We start from the raw sequence: 16,056 nt of genomic DNA, 5'->3' as shown, positions 1-16,056 counted from the left end.
TATTTGTTTCTGTTACACAAACTACAAAAGATATAATATATGGATTTTATTTCACTTTGGCTAGCTTACCAATTAAATGTTGTTTCACCGACACCGGAGTTGGCTAGAGACTTTAGTGATGAAGAAGTTAAGTTAATTCTTCAGGTGTCATCGAATGAGCAACAACCTAATTCTACAACGCAGGTAAATTTCAACTGGTCTTCGCAAGAGGACAATGAAAATGTTGCAGCAACAGCAGCGCGATCGCTGCAATTAGCTCTCAGTGGCGATCACTCTAATTCTTTATTGTCAGGGGTTTTAAGCAGTCTCAAACAAGGGATTATGCGCGTAATGGAAGCGTTGCAACAGTTGATTATCAACGTGCAAGGCGGCCAAACCGAAAAAGAGGCGATCGCGGAAGGGGAATTGGTCACTGAACCCACCTATTCTCAGTTACGCTACCTCGGCATTAAAGATATTAATAATTTAACGCGTCTGTCGGCGAAAGAAATTGACGACTTTGCCCCCATGAAGAAAAAGCCCGTTGTCAGTCCAGACGTTGAATCCCTGCGTCTGGCATCGGTGGAGAAGTTAGAACGGGAACCCCAGCGCGATACCTTTCAACCGCAAGTGGGAACGCGTTTCCATGATGACGGTTCACTTACCCTACGGGTACTGGTTGGTAACGATTATGAACGTTTGCACGTCATTGGCGATTTCAATAACTGGGGCAACGTCGCTAGCTTGGCAGATTATCAATTACAACCCTTGCCGGAAAATCCTCATATCCATGCTGTTACGCTTCCCCCAGGCGATTACCATAAACAACAATATCGTCTAGTGGATCAAGATGGTGAGCATCGGGTTGATTTAGGGGCTACTTTACTCTCAACCCCAGGCTTTAATGAACGCTTTTATAACGGGGAACGAAGCGACGAACTCAATTCTGTTTTCTGGAAACCGGATCCGCAAACCAAAGCAGAGGGGTCTCCGCTCGATTTACGGGGTAAACAATTAACCATTGCGGAAACGGATGTGCTTTCGATGGCGTTGAAATGGCAATGTCAAAATCCGAAGTCCAGTTTTTATGGCGATACGGGAGAAGATCATATTCCCCGCTTATACAATTTTGTTCGCGAGTGCGGTTTACCTGAAGCAATGGCAAAATTGGGCTACAACACCGTTGAGTTTATGCCCCTTGATACTCATGTCGATTTCTGGGAACCGGGTGCGGAATATCTTCCCGATTGGCGCTATAGCTATCAAACCATCAGTATGTACGGCAAGCACGCGGACTTTGGTAGCCCCGATGAACTGCGTCAGATGATTAATGCCTTCCACGATACGGATGTGGCGGTCTTGTTAGATGTGGTTTACAGTCACTATTCTCCGCGCGGGAATAATCCGCCTCGGGAGTTTGCGCCAGTTGGCTTTTCTCAATACCAAGCCCAAGATGGCAGTGAACTTTATGCTGGCGATTGGACTGAATGGGGAACTCGTCGCTTTAACTATACCCCCGAAGTTCGGAAAAACTTGATTGATGCCGGTTTAGTGAATTTGATTGATTATGGCTTTGATGGGTTACGGATTGATAATGTGAATGGGATTGATGCCCAACCTTATGGTCGGGAATTTCTCAAAGAGTTAACCGCAGCGGTTGATACCTATCGTCCGCAATCGGTCGTGATTGGCGAAGGTTACTTTGGCGATCCTTATCTCAATCGCGCCCGGGATGCGGGTGGTGCTGGTTTACTCACCACTTACAGCGATCGCTTTTACCTCTGGTTCACGGAAAACCTCTTGAAATATACCGAGGAAATCGATACCTGGAAGCTAGACTATATGCTCTCCCAAGATTGGCCCCTGGCGATGTTGTATTATCCAGGGAACCATGATGAATTTGCCAACCCCGGTAATCCCTTCCAAGCCCGCGGTCGCTACTTAGCCGATGCCATTGATGGCGGTCATCATAACCAAAAAATTCGCTCTTGGTCAGCGTTAACGATGTTTGCCAGTTCTTACTACTTGGATATGTTCCAATTGTGGACAATGCAAGACGGGAACTTAAACAGTAATGCACCCATTGATTGGTCTCAACTGACAAACGACGAAGTGACAGAAATGGTGCAGTTCCAAGGCGATATGAAACGCTTCTTCCGCGCGCAACCGGCGTTTGCGCCTTATAATATGCACCGCAATATGTTGCACTGGATCGATCATGATAATAAAGTGATTGTCTTTGAGCGCATTGATTTTGAAACCGGACAACGAGTGTACGCAGTAACCAATTTAGGGGATAACGCGATTGACAATTATAAAATTCCTGTATACCCCGAGGATGCGAAGTTTGAGATTGCTCTCGACAGCGATCGCGCGATGTATGGCGGAGACGGAAAAAATCCAACCTATACCCAAGCGCAAGATCATGAGGTAGAGTTTTCTTTGGACGCTTATGGAGTGGTGGGGTTAGTCCAAGCCGATGGCTATCAACCCGAACCCACAGGAGAAACTCCTGCTGCACCCTCTATTGAGCGGCCGCGTTCCGATGACTACTACTTCTATCAAACGTACCGTCCGTAGATATGACTAAAACGTTGCCAATGGCAAGTCTGGGGGGACATTCCCCCCGGGGGAAATCCTGGAAAAGACTGATTTTATTCCCCCTTCTCTGTTTCTTTCTCAGTTGGAGTCAGCCGGCTTGTGCGGACTCCAACTCTCCTTTAAATTGGGTGGGAAATATGTTCCCCTCGGGAAGTTCCAATATTATCCTCCCCACCGGAGAATCATTTAGCGTTTACACCCAAGTCTATAAAAAAGGGGTGACTGATGCGTATGGTCGCGGAGATGACATTACTTGTACGCTCTATTGGGGAGAAGTCGAAGTCTTTGGCGGACCCTGGCAAAATGTCATGACTACGCCCATGTCCTACATTGGGGATGCCAATAATAATGATGAATATCGTGGTGCTATTGCTCCGGACACAGGCTTGTATGAATACACGACCCGCTGTGTTCAACAGGAAACCTCAGCGGTTCGCTGGCAAAGCGGCGGCAATGGTCGTCTCACGGTGAGTCCTGTTCCTAATGTCCCTGAACAAAGAAAAGCAATGTGGATCGATCAGGAAAATATTGCTTGGAATCAAGACCAGGGAACCACATATGAACTGCATTACGCTCCCAATGGAAATTTGCTGGTGCCCGTTCGTAGTGGCGATGGCATTAACTTAAGGAATGGAGATACCCTGAGTTGGGATACCAGTTACAAATTTCCTAATATTGACGGTTATCATGATTTACAGGTTCCTCGTGCTGCCAAGCCTTTGATTCCCGCCATTGTCAAAAGTGAAACCGCGATCGCAGCTTATGACGAAAATGGCAAATTGATTGATGCCACAGGCGTTCAATTGCAGGGCGTAATCGATGAACTCTACAGTTACTCCGGTGAATTAGGAGTGATTTATAATCAAGGCACTCCTACCTTAAAAGTGTGGGCACCAACGGCGAAGTCAGTGACGTTACATCGCTTTGAAGATGCCCAGCCCAATACGAAAGCCACCACTCACGAAATGGACTTTAATCCGGAAACGGGAGTTTGGTCTGTTGTTGGCGATCGCAGCTGGGATAAAGAGTATTACCTTTACGAAGTGGAAGTATATGTCCCTTTTACGGGTAAGTTTGAGAGAAATTTTGTCACGGATCCCTATTCAGTGAATTTGTCTCAAGACAGCCGTTTCAGCCAAATCGTCGATCTGTACGAGGATCCAAGCTTAAAACCAGACGGTTGGGATAGCATTGCTAAGCCCCCACTGGATGCCCCCGAAGATATGGCTATTTATGAAGCCCATGTGCGGGACTTCAGTCGCGATGATGAAAGCGTTCCTGAGCGCGATCGCGGTACCTTTAATGCTTTTAGTTACAGCGGTAAAAATGGCAAACCCCTTTCTAACGGGATGAATCATCTCCAGCAACTGGCAGAAGCAGGCTTAACCCATCTCCATTTGTTACCAGCCTCGGATTTTGCTTCTGTTGAAGAAAATCCCCAAGCTCGAATTAATCCTGATCCCAATCTCCTTGCTAGTTTTGGACGGGATTCAGTGCAACAACAAGCCATTATTGGTTCCACACGGGGCAATGATAGCTTTAATTGGGGCTATGATCCTTATCACTATGGCGTTCCTGAAGGCAGTTATGCTACCGCCCAAGATGGTACCACTCGCATCATTGAATTTCGGAAAATGGTGCAATCCCTCAATGAGATTGGCTTGAGAGTGGTGATGGACGTGGTGTATAACCACACCTTTGCCAATGGTCTCTATACCCAAGCCGTCTTGGATAAAGTGGTTCCCGGCTATTACCATCGCTATAACAAAGATGGCTATCAAGAAAACTCTAGTTGTTGTCCGGATACGGCAACGGAGTTTACCATGATGGAAAAATTAATGGTGGATACGATTCTGCGCTGGATCAAAGCCTACAAAGTCGATGGGTTTCGCTTCGACTTAATGAATCTGCACACCGTTGAAAACTTAGTCACCCTGCGAGATACCATTAATCAACTGACTCCAGAACAAGATGGCGTTGATGGAGAAAGTATTTATCTTTACGGGGAAGGTTGGGACTTCGGTTCGGCAAAAGGCAAAGGACTCTATGCTGCGACTCAGTACAATATGGCAGGAACCGGTATTGGCACCTTCAACGATAAAATCCGCGATACGGTTCATGGGGGCTACTCAACCAACCCGCAAGCCATTCATCGTCAAGGGTTTATCAATGGTCAATCCTACGACTGGAATGGTTACTTTTACGACAAGCGATTTCGCTATGATTTGCAAGGCAAGAGCGATAAACTGCGGATCAATCTAGCTGGTAGCCTCCAAGACTTCCAAATTATTGACCAAAATAACCGCCAAGTATCCGGAATTGAGTTGGAAGGAACGGGTTACACCAAAGATCCCCAAGAAAGTATCAACTACATTTCCAAACACGACAATGAAACCCTGTTTGACTTAAATATGTTCAAACTTCCTCTGGGCAAATCGGGAAGTGCTGTTACCAGCATGAACGAACGGGTTCGTGTCCAGAATTTAGGGTTAAGTTTAGTGGGGTTAAGTCAAGGGATTCCCTTCTTCCAACTGGGAAGCGATATGCTGCGTTCCAAATCGTTGGATCACAATAGCTATGATTCAGGAGATTGGTTTAATCGCATTGATTTTACCTACAGCAAAAATAACTTTGGTGTGGGGCTACCGCCAGCCTGGAGTAGTAACCAAGAACGGTGGGACATTATGTCGCCTATGCTGAGAAACTCCAAATTTGATCCGGAACCAGAGCATATTTTAGCCAATACTCATCATTTTCAAGAAGTTCTGAAACTTCGGCGCAGTTCTCCGCTATTCCGTTTGCGAACCAAAGAAGACATTGAACAGCGAGTCAACTTCCACAACATGGGACAAAATCAACAAGATGCCTTAATTGTTATGTCCTTGGATGATACGGTGGGAGAAAACTTAGACCCCAACTACAAAAAGGTTGTGGCTTTGTTTAATGCCGATAAATTTGGGCAAAAATTTAAAATTCCGGAATTAGCGGGAACGTCCATGGTGTTACACCCGGTACAAGCGAATTCTCATGATGATGTGGTGAAATCAGCCAATTTTGATGTGTCAACGGGCGAATTTGAAGTCCCGGCGCGGACGACTGCCGTTTTTGTTGCACCTGAATCAAGCTAGGCTGTTTTATTCCTTCGTCTAGATGGAGAGAGGGGGAGAAGTGAGGATTAATTTTGAATTGTATCCTTCTTTCTCTTCCCTCTTTTTTGATTCAATGACTAATCACTAACGACTTAATTCTTAATTGCTAATATGCTCATTATTCATAATGAAGAGTTACTGGATCTGATTCAGAGGAGTTACACCCCTTCCCATCTTGAAAAATTATTGACGCTGCTTGTAGAAAAGAAAGCACTAACATTTCCTCGCTTGAGTAATGGTCTATTTCCCGCAGCCGTCTTAGATGATCAAACCGAATACACCGGATATTCTAATGTTTGGGTCCGCGATAACATTCATGTTGCCCATGCCCATTATGTGTGGGGAAAAACAGACATTGCGGTTAAAACGGCTCAAACCTTAATGGCATACTTTACCAAGCATCGATCGCGCTTTGAAAGTATTATCAAAGAACCGAGTCTAGCGCAAAACGTGATGAATCGTCCTCATATTCGCTTCAAGGGGGAAACACTGGCAGAAAACCCCGAATATTGGCCCCACGCGCAAAATGATGCCCTCGGTTACTTTTTATGGTTTTATTGTCTCTTGGCGCGGGATGGCTTACTTAGTGTGAGTGAATCGGATGTGGAAACCTTAGCATTATTTCCGCTCTATTTTCGCGCGATCGCGTACTGGCAAGATGAAGATAGCGGACATTGGGAAGAAACCCGCAAGATTTCAGCGTCGAGTATTGGTACGGTAGTAGCAGGGTTAAAAGCCCTCAAACAAATGAACCTGAATGCCGAGTTTGTTGCCCACTGCTGTCAGTATGACGGAGAAGTCATAACCCCCCAACTTTTAAATGATTTAATCGACAACGGCAATACTGCCCTCCTGCAAATTCTCCCCGCAGAATGTCTACAAACCGATCCCAAGAAAAAACGAGAAACGGATGGGGCATTACTCTTCTTGATTTACCCCCTAAAAGTCGTCTCCCAGACAACGGCGATTAAAGTGCGCGATCGCGTTTTGGATACCCTCGAAGGCAACTATGGTATTTCTCGTTATGTTGGCGATTCGTTCTGGTTTCCCAACTACAAACAGATTTTAAGTCAAGAACAGCGCACAGCAGAGTTTAGTAACGACATAGAAAAGCGAGATGCCTTCTTGAAACCGGGGGAAGAAGCCCAATGGTGTATTTTTGACCCCATCGTTTCCGTTATTTTTGGCAAGCAATATCAAAATACACATAGTTCCTTGGATCTTCAGCAACAGATTCATTACCTCAATCGTTCGTTAGGACAAATTACGGGCAAGAATAGTGAATTTGGACCTTACCGATGTCCAGAACTCTATTACCGTGAACAGAGGGAATATGTTCCCAGTGATGCAACTCCCTTACTCTGGACACAAGCCAACTTAATCTTGGCACTAAAGGAGATAAAAAATAGTCTAAACGTTTAAGTCAGCATTGGAGTATATTAGACGCAAACCGTTGTTCTCTCGAACTGTTCTCAGCTATAGAATGAACAGCTAAGCCCATTTCAATCAGCTCATGTCACTCAGCAAACTTCTCCCCTTGATCCCTGTCATTCCCCTGCTTTGGGCAAATTTAGCAACTGTAACTTTTGCACAATCATTACAGAAAACAAGTTGCAATGTTATGCCAGAAAATGGTGTAAGAGCGGGTTTTCAAATGCGCACCCCAAATCTTGGTGAAAAAGAAACGGTTAGCGCCACGACACCCTCACAAACACAAATAAGCCAGCCTAGCTTGTGGTGGGCGGTCGAAAAATATGATCCCTTAGAGGGTAAATTAGTCACTCATTGGGAAGCGGATGTCACAACGAAAGTGATCAATTTAGTGGTGGATAACCGCTTTTGGCAAACTCTAGATTATTTAGATCAATACAGTTTAGTCAATCAATTCGGAACCATTGCTCGTGATTATAATTACAACTTAATCTTAATTAGCAAACAGGAAGATTGTCTTGCTACTTACACCTGTCATTTTAAGGTAACGCCTGCTCAGTGCAAAATTAGCTTTAATACGTTTTAGGTAGAAACCAAGCTGAAAAACTTAGATCCATGAAGTTGAATTGAGTCATTTTATCCCTATCTTTAGGATTGCAACCTAGCACTGATAACGTTGATAAGGAATACCAATCCGGTAATAATTATCGCGATCGCGCTGACAAGTTAGACTCTGATTTAAACGTAATGTTTCTGGAAAATCAACTCGCTTTAAGCCTGTTCCCAGCACCCACACTTGGGCAACATTTAAAGGGAGTTGACGTATGTTTTCCCACATTTGATCATAGCCATCGCGATCGTCAAAAAAGATGAAATCGCTGGTTAATGAAGGATCTCGGATCCGATTTAGAGCGAGACCATAACTTAAACCAATGGCTAAATCCATTTCATTTCGATAGCCCATAACAATTAACATCGGTTCTGGAGACTGATTAAAACGTTGGGCAGTTAGCCCTGGAAAATAGGGTTTGAGAAAAAAGAGATTCCCAACGACAAATAAACAACTGGCTAATCCGATCATGCCAATCATACTCAATCGTTTCCAAGACAAATGAGAACGGATTGGCTCATTGCGTGCGATTAAACTTGCCCCAACGAGTGAGCAAAGGGCAGGATAGTAAACATAATTATAGCGAGGCGCGATCGCGATATTTTTCTCTAAACCATAGATAATTACTAAAAGTTGCAAGAATACAAAAACGATATATAAAGATAAAGCGAGAGTGACTTTTTGCGTTGCTTTATTGTGTAATAATTTCCGATAACCCATACTAACTTGATAGACCAGCCAACCACTAAAACTCAGCATTATTACAGCAGAAATCACTTGCATAAAAATCGGTTGATTTTCCACCGGAAACGTAACAAACATAATGATCAAGCCGAGAAGTAATTGGTAAATTGGAGCAAACCAATCAAAACTCGGTAACCAATCTGTCTTCGGACTGGAAAAATGAGTTATTAGGGTCGGTAACCAAGGTAAGTAACTTAAAATAACCCCTCCAGTAACACCAAAAAGAAGCAATAAACGCCGTGGAAATTGCCAGACGAAAAAGCCAAAAAGAACCATCACTTGGGCGATAAAAGAGAGGAAGAAAAAATAGTGAGTGTAAGCCCCTAAACTATTGACAACTCCCCAGAGTAACCAATAAAACCAACTGTGGCGAGCGGATTTTAAAATTTGCACGAATGCCAAAAGTGCGATGGTAATAAAAGCCAATAGTAACGTATATTGTCTTGCTTCTTGAGATAAGTAGACAGCAAATGGAGAAATAGTCATTATTGCTGCTCCCATCAAACCCGCCTTTTCAGAAAAAGCCTGTCGATTGAGATAATACAATACTAAAATAGTAATAATCCCGAAAAGCGCGGGTAGAAAGCGTAATTGAATGGCTAAAAAATGATCAAATATTTTGACTTCTTTTATGATGCCTAACCATTGATGCAAGAGGCAGAAAAAAAGTGGTGGATGTGTCGATTGTTCCGCTAAAAAATGGGCAATTTGCGAACAACTCTGAGCTTGATAAGTGAAAAAATTAGGAATACTTTCAATTGAGAAAACTGTTTCTCTCGGAATGACTGAATACCCCTGCCCGAAAGTAAACAAAGCCGTAATAATTTCGTCTAACCAGAGGGGCTTTTTCCCAAGATTCATCATCCTTAAAAGACTGCCCAAGAGAAGGATGATGATGAGAGTCAGGCGAGTTTTAGGAATCATCCTCAAGGGTAAATGTAAATGTTATGCTTGCAGGAGAAAGACCATACTTCCAGTAAAGCCCTGTTCTCAGGAAATACAAATCCTAAAGATATATTCTCATAAACAGTTAACTGCATCCAAGAATGAACCAAGACGAAAAACAACCTTTTTTCCATCTTCCTGTTTTGCCTGAGATGGTGATCCAAGAATTAGCAATTAAAGAAAATGGACATTATTTGGATGCAACCGTTGGGGGAGGGGGACACAGTGAGCTGATCTTGAAGGCAGCAGATAACGTTAAAATCACAGCCTTGGATCAAGATGAAAGCGCGATCGCAGCAGCAAAAGAAAAATTAGCCTTTGCTCCTTACCCTGCCGTTGAATTTTACCACGTTAACTTTGCCGATTATGACCCCAAAGGACAACAATTTGATGGCATTCTTGCGGATTTAGGTGTGAGTTCAACTCAACTTGATACCGCGACAAGAGGGTTTAGTTTCCAAAAAGAAGGCGATTTAGATATGCGGATGAATTCTCATCAATCTCTAACGGCTGCTGAAATTATTAATCATTGGGATGAAACCACTTTAGCGGATATTTTTTATCATTATGGCGAAGAAAGATATTCCCGGAAAATTGCCCGTAGACTGTTACAAAAAAGACCCTTTTACACGACAACGGAACTAGCGAACGCGATCGCGCTTTGTTTTCCACCTCAGAAAAGATATGGCAGAATTCACCCAGCCACTCGTGTTTTTCAAGCCCTCCGCATCGCTGTTAATCATGAACTGGACAACCTAAAAACCTTCTTAGAAATTGCCCCCAACTGGCTGAAACCCGGCGCTAGAATTGCCATAATTAGCTTTCATAGTTTAGAAGATCGCATCGTCAAACACAGCTTTCGGGAACACCCTGAACTACAAGTTGTCACTAAAAAACCGATGATCGCTAGCGCCGAAGAAACTCGCCAGAACCCCCGTGCTCGTTCTGCTAAACTCAGAATTGCTCAGAAAATTTATCCTGCTTCCCGCTAATTGTTAAACTTTCCTTAAACGAAAAATTCTCAAACTAAAAACAGTCTGTGCTAACATCTGGAGTAATATTAAATTAGATTTAGATTTTGAGCCCATGAGCAAGGTTTTGGTGCTAAACGCCTCCTACGAACCGCTCAACCTCACCAGTTGGCGACGAGCGGTAGTTTTGTTGCTCAAAGGGAAAGCTGAACAACTGGAATATAACGGTAAACTGATTTACACTGGCTTCCCCTTACCCACAGTGATTCGTTTGCGGTACTATGTCCGCGTTCCCTATAAAGAAATCCCTTTAACTCGTCGGAATATTTTAGAACGTGATAGCAATCGTTGCCAATACTGTGGCTATAAAGGCGATCAACTCACCTTAGATCACGTTATTCCTCGCTCTCGTGGCGGTGGCGACACTTGGGAAAACATTGTCGCTGCTTGTGTGCGCTGTAACGTAAAGAAAGGGAGTCGCACTCCCAGGGAAGCAGAAATGCCTCTCTCTCGTCCACCGCGCCGTCCGTACAGTAGCCTCCACTTTGAATTGGCTCGGCACATTCAAGGGAATCGTAATCAGGAATGGCGGAAATATGTAATTGGTATTCAGTAGGCTCCTCACTGAACCTTGCGTTAAAAGAGAGTAACATAAAAACCAGAAGCAAATCAAGAAAATCGACTAACGGTTTATATCCAGGCTCCTACAGGACGCTGCATATGCCGTTATTGAGCTAACTTGTGACCAAAGATGACTTGTCTTTTTCCTAAAAGGCAAGTCACAATTAGGAAACGCCCAAATATCGACCAGCACCTCTAACCCTATTTGGGCTGCCTTCGATAACATAGCGGTTGAGTCTAATATTCTGGTTAAACAATGTCATCTAACCTGATTTTTGATCCCAATTCTCGATATTCTCAAGCCAATGGCAATTCGGTTGAAGCAGAAGAAATGCCAGAGGTCAACCACACCTCCTCCTCAAATCATCTAGAAGGAGATCAGCGATATAACAAGACTGATATCTCCTTAAACCAGATTATTGAGGCTTTCAAGGAAACCTTAGAGCGTCATCGAGGGGAAAGACAACTCGTTATTATTCAAGACTTTCCCGATCCCGATGCCCTTTCGAGTGCTTGGGCTTATCAACTCATTGCCCAACAATACGAAATTCAGTGTGATATTGTTTATGCCGGAATTTTATCTCATCAGGAAAATATTGCTTTAGTCAAATTAACCGGTCTTCCAGCAAAGCGATGGGGCATTCAAACGCTGAAGGAAAGAGATTTATCGGTGTATCAAGGCTGTGTTTTGATTGATACCCAAGGTACGACAAGTCAGTTAATGCCCTTGGTTCGTGAACAAGAACTCCCGGTGACAGTGATTATCGACCATCACAGTGATCAAGGAGAAGCCAATGGAGAATTTGTGGATTTGCGAAATCAAACCCGAGCCACAGCTACTATTCTCACCCAGTATATTCAAGCCGGCTTATTAAATTTCAACACCAGTAATAGTAAGCACGTCAAATGCGCAACAGCACTAATGCATGGCTTGCGTTCCGATACGAATCGTTTGATGCAAGCCCAAGAAGAAGACTTTTTAGCGGCTGCTTATCTCAGCCGGTTTTATGATGTACAGCTCTTAAATGCCGTTTTGCAAACCTCTCGTTCCAAGCGAGTTATGGATGTAATTGAACGGTCGCTACGCAATCGTCTGGTGCAAAATAATTTCTCGATCGCGGGAGTGGGTTATTTACGCTATGATGACCGCGATGCTATTCCGCAAGCCGCGGACTTCCTCGTTACAGAAGAAAATGTGCATACTGCGGTTGTCTATGGCATCGTTCACAATGAACACGAAGAGTTAGAAGTGGTCATTGGTTCTTTACGCACCAGTAAGCTGACTTTGGATCCCGATGAATTTATTAAAGAAGCTTTCGGTCAAGATACGCAAGGGCGCTACTTTGGCGGTGGACGTTATATGGCAGGTGGTTTTGAAGTACCGTTAGGATTTTTATACGGGTTTAATGAACATTCCGACTATGCGAAGTTGAAATGGGAAGTGTTTGATACCCAAATTAAACAGAAACTCCTCCGTTTAGTCAATCCTGACGACAGTGTAATTAATACCGATTAAATTATGTCCAAAACAGTTTATTTAATTCGCCACGGAATCGCTGTGGATCGCGCCCCCTCTCAACCGGATGAAACGCGCGCTTTAACCGCAGAAGGACAAAAGAAAACCAAAAAAGTTGCCCAACAAATGCAAGCAGTGGGCGTGACGTTCGACCTCATTTTAACCAGTCCCCTAGTACGGGCAATGCAAACGGCAGAAATTTTGCGTGATGTGGGATTAACACAAACCTTAGAAACCTTTCCTCCTTTAGCCCCCGGTGGAAACATTAAAGATTGGGTGCAGTGGTGGCAGCATTGGCAAACTGAGGGTAGTCATCATTCGGGAACCCTTGCGCTAGTGGGTCATCAACCCGACTTAGGCAACTGGGCAGAATCATTAGTCTGGGGAAAAACGCAGCAAAAGCTCGTGGTGAAGAAAGCAGGCGTGATTGGTTTGAACTGTCCAGACGATCAATCGCCACTTGGACAAAGCGAATTATTTTTACTCACGTCTCCAAAATGGCTGTTGAAATAGTTATTCTCCATAAAACCTCGATCACTTAATAATTGATCGACATCTTTGCAGAAAGGAAGAGAACTTTGTGCAGGCTAATTTTATCTAACTCCCGGTAATTGCCCTGGTTTGCCCTAGTTACGGTCACCTCAGAAGTTATTGACTTTTTGACTTAAGTTTTTGATCTCATTTGCAAGACGAGTTAAAATGGCTTGCTTATAAAGATCTGGTTTTTTCTTCAAGTCTTGTTCGGTGAAAATGAAATCTTGATCTATCGACTCACATAATTGTTTTAACTGTTTTAGTTCGGCTTGGCGTTTTGAAGGATTAAAAACTATAATCACTGTTATTGAGAGAGCTGAAGTTATAGATAAAGCAATAATCCAACCCTGATGATCTGAAAAAGTCAAGATCAAAGACCCCAGAGAAGATATGATTGATGATGAAGCTGCTCCGTAATGTAACCTTCTCCAAAACGGCACGCCTGTTTTACACTTTTCTAGAGCTTGAGACTGAACTTTATTAAACATTGTTCTGTAACTCTCTAGCTCTTTTGAGTAAAAAGCCTCAATACCACTATCCAGATCTTTGTTGAATTTGTCTAGTAAGCCCACTTTTTTTATTGTTATTCATCAAAATCCAACATCCTCCAAAACGTTATCATAGATTTACATAGACAGGTAATTAATAAGGAAGTCGCTGTGGTCAATACCCTTTTATCAGAAACAAGAAGAAAAAACTCTATTGGTTCGGATAACCTAAATCAAGTTGTAAGTACACTTCAAGAAAAAGTTGATCGCCTGAATGCAGCAAGACAGATTACAGAAAATATTGAAGATCTTACTAAAAAGGCTAGTGATTTAATTTTTCATGAGTTTTTGATACCACAAGGCGCAAAGCAAGGACTAGAAACTGAACAGTATAAACAGAAATATGGTGAAATCTTAGAAATGGTAAGCCTGATACTCAAGTCTCTTGCATGGTCTTTAGCCGGTGGTGGAAAAGAATTACTTGATGATTACCTTCTTATAGATTTTTCTGAATCCTTAACCGCTTTGGATCATTCACCCGTATGGTATGTAAAAGCCCTAGGTTACGTTAAGAGTAATCATGGCTTAACTGGGAAAGCTGCTCAAAAAATAAATAGCTACATTGATTATATAATCAAGGCGTTGAACTAAGCATAGCGAATCAGGTAAATTGCTGCGACTTATTTTGTCGAGAAACTAAATCATAGAGAGTTTGAGTGCTGCTTGTTTTCCATGATGCAGACCTTCTCTACTTTTTACCAAATGGGATCATCAATTAAGTTGATTACGAATTTTTCCTCCTCGGGAATGGCGCTAATACAAGCACAAAAGGGCGTTCCATCTTCTAATTCCACTTCACAAGCATGACAAGATCCCATCATGCAACCAGTGGGAATAAACAGTCCAGCGCGTTCGGCTACCTGTAAAACTGGTTCGCCGGGTTCAGCTTCAATGATGACATCGTCGGGAAGAAAATGAACCTGTACACTCATTTTAATAAAGGGGTTAAGTCCAAATGGTTTTCTATTATATCGGTTACAGCATCGAGAACTTCCTCCCGTTGTTGGCGATGGTGCGGAACATTCGTCTCTAGGGGAGAGAGTCCTTTTCTCTGTCGTAATTGGTTGAGCCATTGTCTACGCCAGGTGCCATTTTCAAAGAGTCCATGTAAATAACAACCCCAAACCGATTGTTGTGGATTGACATAACCTAAGTCTGCATCCTTAAACAAAGGCATTAATATTTCCGACTCAGTGGTGAAACGAGTGCGCCCTTGATGAATTTCATAACCAGTAATCGGAGTATTACTTTCCGGAAAAATTGCTTGTACAGTACGCTGACGGGTCAGTTTTTCACCCGTGATGATGGTTTGTAAAGGAAATAAGCCTAACCCCTCGTAGTTCCCCGGTTCCCCTTCTAAGCCATCCGGGTCGCTTAAAGTTTCTCCTAACATTTGAAAACCACCGCAGATGCCGAAAATGATTCCTCCTTTTTTGGCGTAGGCTTGCAGTGCAGCTGCCATTCCAGTTGCTTGTAAGGTTTGTAAGTCGGTAATCGTGGTTTTAGAACCTGGGAGAATCACCGCATCGGGATTCCCTAATTCCTCTTCTGGACGAACATAACGCAAGTTAACACTAGTTTCCGCCTCTAGCGGGTCAAAATCTGTGAAATTAGCAATTTTGGGCAGATGAATAATGGCAATGGTGAGATCCGTGTTACGTTTCCGTCCGCGACGTTCTAATAAATCTAGAGAGTCTTCTGCGGGAAACGCTTGTTGTAAATAAGGAATCACACCCACAACGGGAATACCGGTATAGGTTTCCACCCATTCAATCCCCGGTTGTAAGATCGATTGCTGTCCGCGAAACTTATTAATGAGGATGCCTTTCACCAGATGGTGTCCGGCATTAGCGTGTTTTAAAATTTCTAAGGTGCCAATGATATGGGCAAAAGAGCCTCCGCGTTCGATATCGACTACGAGTAAAGTGGGAGCATTAAGATATTCCGCAACGCGCATATTCGTTAAGTCGCGGTGCATAAGATTAATTTCAGCAGGACTTCCTGCCCCTTCACAGACAATATAGTCGTACGTTTCACTTAATACTGCCAGTGCCCTTTTAATCGCAGCCCAACCCCGCTCAAAGTATTGCTCGTAATATTGTTGGGCTTGAGTCCGTCTCACAGCTTTCCCGTTGAGAATGACTTGCGAGGTCATATCCCCTTGCGGTTTGAGGAGAATGGGGTTCATTTCTACGGTCGGTTCTATTCCTGCTGCCCAGGCTTGCACCGCTTGGGCATACCCAATCTCATCTCCGGCATTAGTGACATAAGCATTGAGTGCCATGTTTTGTCCTTTGAAGGGACTGACTCGCCAACCCTGACGGCTTAACAGGCGACAAATAGCAGCACAAAGGAGTGATTTCCCGGCGTGAGAGGTGGCACCCACAACCATCAAGGCTTGTTTCAT

At 43.5% G+C, this 16,056-nt stretch carries 13 protein-coding genes; 9 read left to right on the top strand and 4 right to left on the bottom strand.

The features are described 5' to 3' along the window. Positions 1-39 precede the first annotated feature (39 nt). The 4 genes from GVY04_04415 to GVY04_04400 all read left to right on the top strand — a co-directional run bounded on the left by GVY04_04415 (position 40) and on the right by GVY04_04400 (position 7,746). Positions 40-2,559 carry a 1,4-alpha-glucan-branching protein gene (locus tag GVY04_04415; GenBank protein ID NBD15398.1) on the top strand — a complete coding sequence of 840 codons (2,520 nt, stop codon included), beginning with the start codon at positions 40-42 and terminating at the stop codon, positions 2,557-2,559. A gap of 20 nt (positions 2,560-2,579) precedes the next feature. Then, positions 2,580-5,708, top strand: a complete 3,129-nt coding sequence (pulA, locus tag GVY04_04410; protein NBD15397.1) for a pullulanase-type alpha-1,6-glucosidase — start codon at positions 2,580-2,582, stop codon at positions 5,706-5,708. A 132-nt stretch (positions 5,709-5,840) separates the two neighbouring features. After that, positions 5,841-7,151, top strand: coding sequence for a phosphorylase kinase (locus GVY04_04405; GenBank protein NBD15396.1), 1,311 nt, complete (start codon positions 5,841-5,843; stop codon positions 7,149-7,151). 91 nt (positions 7,152-7,242) lie between these two features. Then, on the top strand, positions 7,243-7,746 hold the full coding sequence (locus GVY04_04400) for a hypothetical protein (GenBank protein ID NBD15395.1): 504 nt from the start codon (positions 7,243-7,245) through the stop codon (positions 7,744-7,746). 75 nt (positions 7,747-7,821) lie between these two features. On the opposite strand, the gene GVY04_04395 is transcribed toward GVY04_04400, so the two are convergent. Then, positions 7,822-9,438, bottom strand: coding sequence for a hypothetical protein (locus GVY04_04395; protein NBD15394.1), 1,617 nt, complete (start codon positions 9,436-9,438; stop codon positions 7,822-7,824). 122 nt (positions 9,439-9,560) lie between these two features. On the opposite strand from GVY04_04395, the gene rsmH reads away from it, so the two are divergent. From rsmH to sixA, 4 genes are all read left to right on the top strand, one after another. Beyond that, a complete protein-coding gene (rsmH, locus tag GVY04_04390) occupies positions 9,561-10,451 on the top strand; it encodes a 16S rRNA (cytosine(1402)-N(4))-methyltransferase RsmH (protein ID NBD15393.1) in 891 nt (296 codons plus the stop codon). 94 nt (positions 10,452-10,545) lie between these two features. Next, positions 10,546-11,046 carry an HNH endonuclease gene (locus GVY04_04385; protein NBD15392.1) on the top strand — a complete coding sequence of 167 codons (501 nt, stop codon included), beginning with the start codon at positions 10,546-10,548 and terminating at the stop codon, positions 11,044-11,046. Positions 11,047-11,307: 261 nt separating this feature from the next. Then, complete coding sequence (locus GVY04_04380; GenBank protein NBD15391.1) at positions 11,308-12,567, top strand: bifunctional oligoribonuclease/PAP phosphatase NrnA; 1,260 nt, start codon at positions 11,308-11,310, stop codon at positions 12,565-12,567. Positions 12,568-12,570: 3 nt separating this feature from the next. Beyond that, the gene (gene sixA, locus GVY04_04375; GenBank protein NBD15390.1) at positions 12,571-13,080 is read left to right on the top strand and encodes a phosphohistidine phosphatase SixA; all 510 of its coding nucleotides are present in this window, start codon (positions 12,571-12,573) and stop codon (positions 13,078-13,080) included. Positions 13,081-13,208: 128 nt separating this feature from the next. On the opposite strand, the gene GVY04_04370 is transcribed toward sixA, so the two are convergent. Next, a complete protein-coding gene (locus GVY04_04370; protein ID NBD15389.1) occupies positions 13,209-13,673 on the bottom strand; it encodes a hypothetical protein in 465 nt (154 codons plus the stop codon). An 87-nt stretch (positions 13,674-13,760) separates the two neighbouring features. On the opposite strand from GVY04_04370, the gene GVY04_04365 reads away from it, so the two are divergent. Further along, positions 13,761-14,240, top strand: coding sequence for a hypothetical protein (locus GVY04_04365; GenBank protein ID NBD15388.1), 480 nt, complete (start codon positions 13,761-13,763; stop codon positions 14,238-14,240). 104 nt (positions 14,241-14,344) lie between these two features. On the opposite strand, the gene GVY04_04360 is transcribed toward GVY04_04365, so the two are convergent. Further along, complete coding sequence (locus GVY04_04360; protein ID NBD15387.1) at positions 14,345-14,581, bottom strand: 2Fe-2S iron-sulfur cluster binding domain-containing protein; 237 nt, start codon at positions 14,579-14,581, stop codon at positions 14,345-14,347. Further along, positions 14,578-16,056: a cobyric acid synthase CobQ gene (cobQ, locus tag GVY04_04355; protein ID NBD15386.1), complete on the bottom strand. Its 1,479-nt coding sequence runs from the start codon at positions 16,054-16,056 to the stop codon at positions 14,578-14,580. The genes GVY04_04360 and cobQ overlap by 4 nt, the downstream gene beginning before the upstream one ends.

It is taken from the genome of Cyanobacteria bacterium GSL.Bin1, from assembly GCA_009909085.1.
Classification (GTDB): Bacteria; Cyanobacteriota; Cyanobacteriia; order Cyanobacteriales; family Rubidibacteraceae; genus Halothece.
This window is presented reverse-complemented; position numbering and strand designations above follow the sequence as displayed.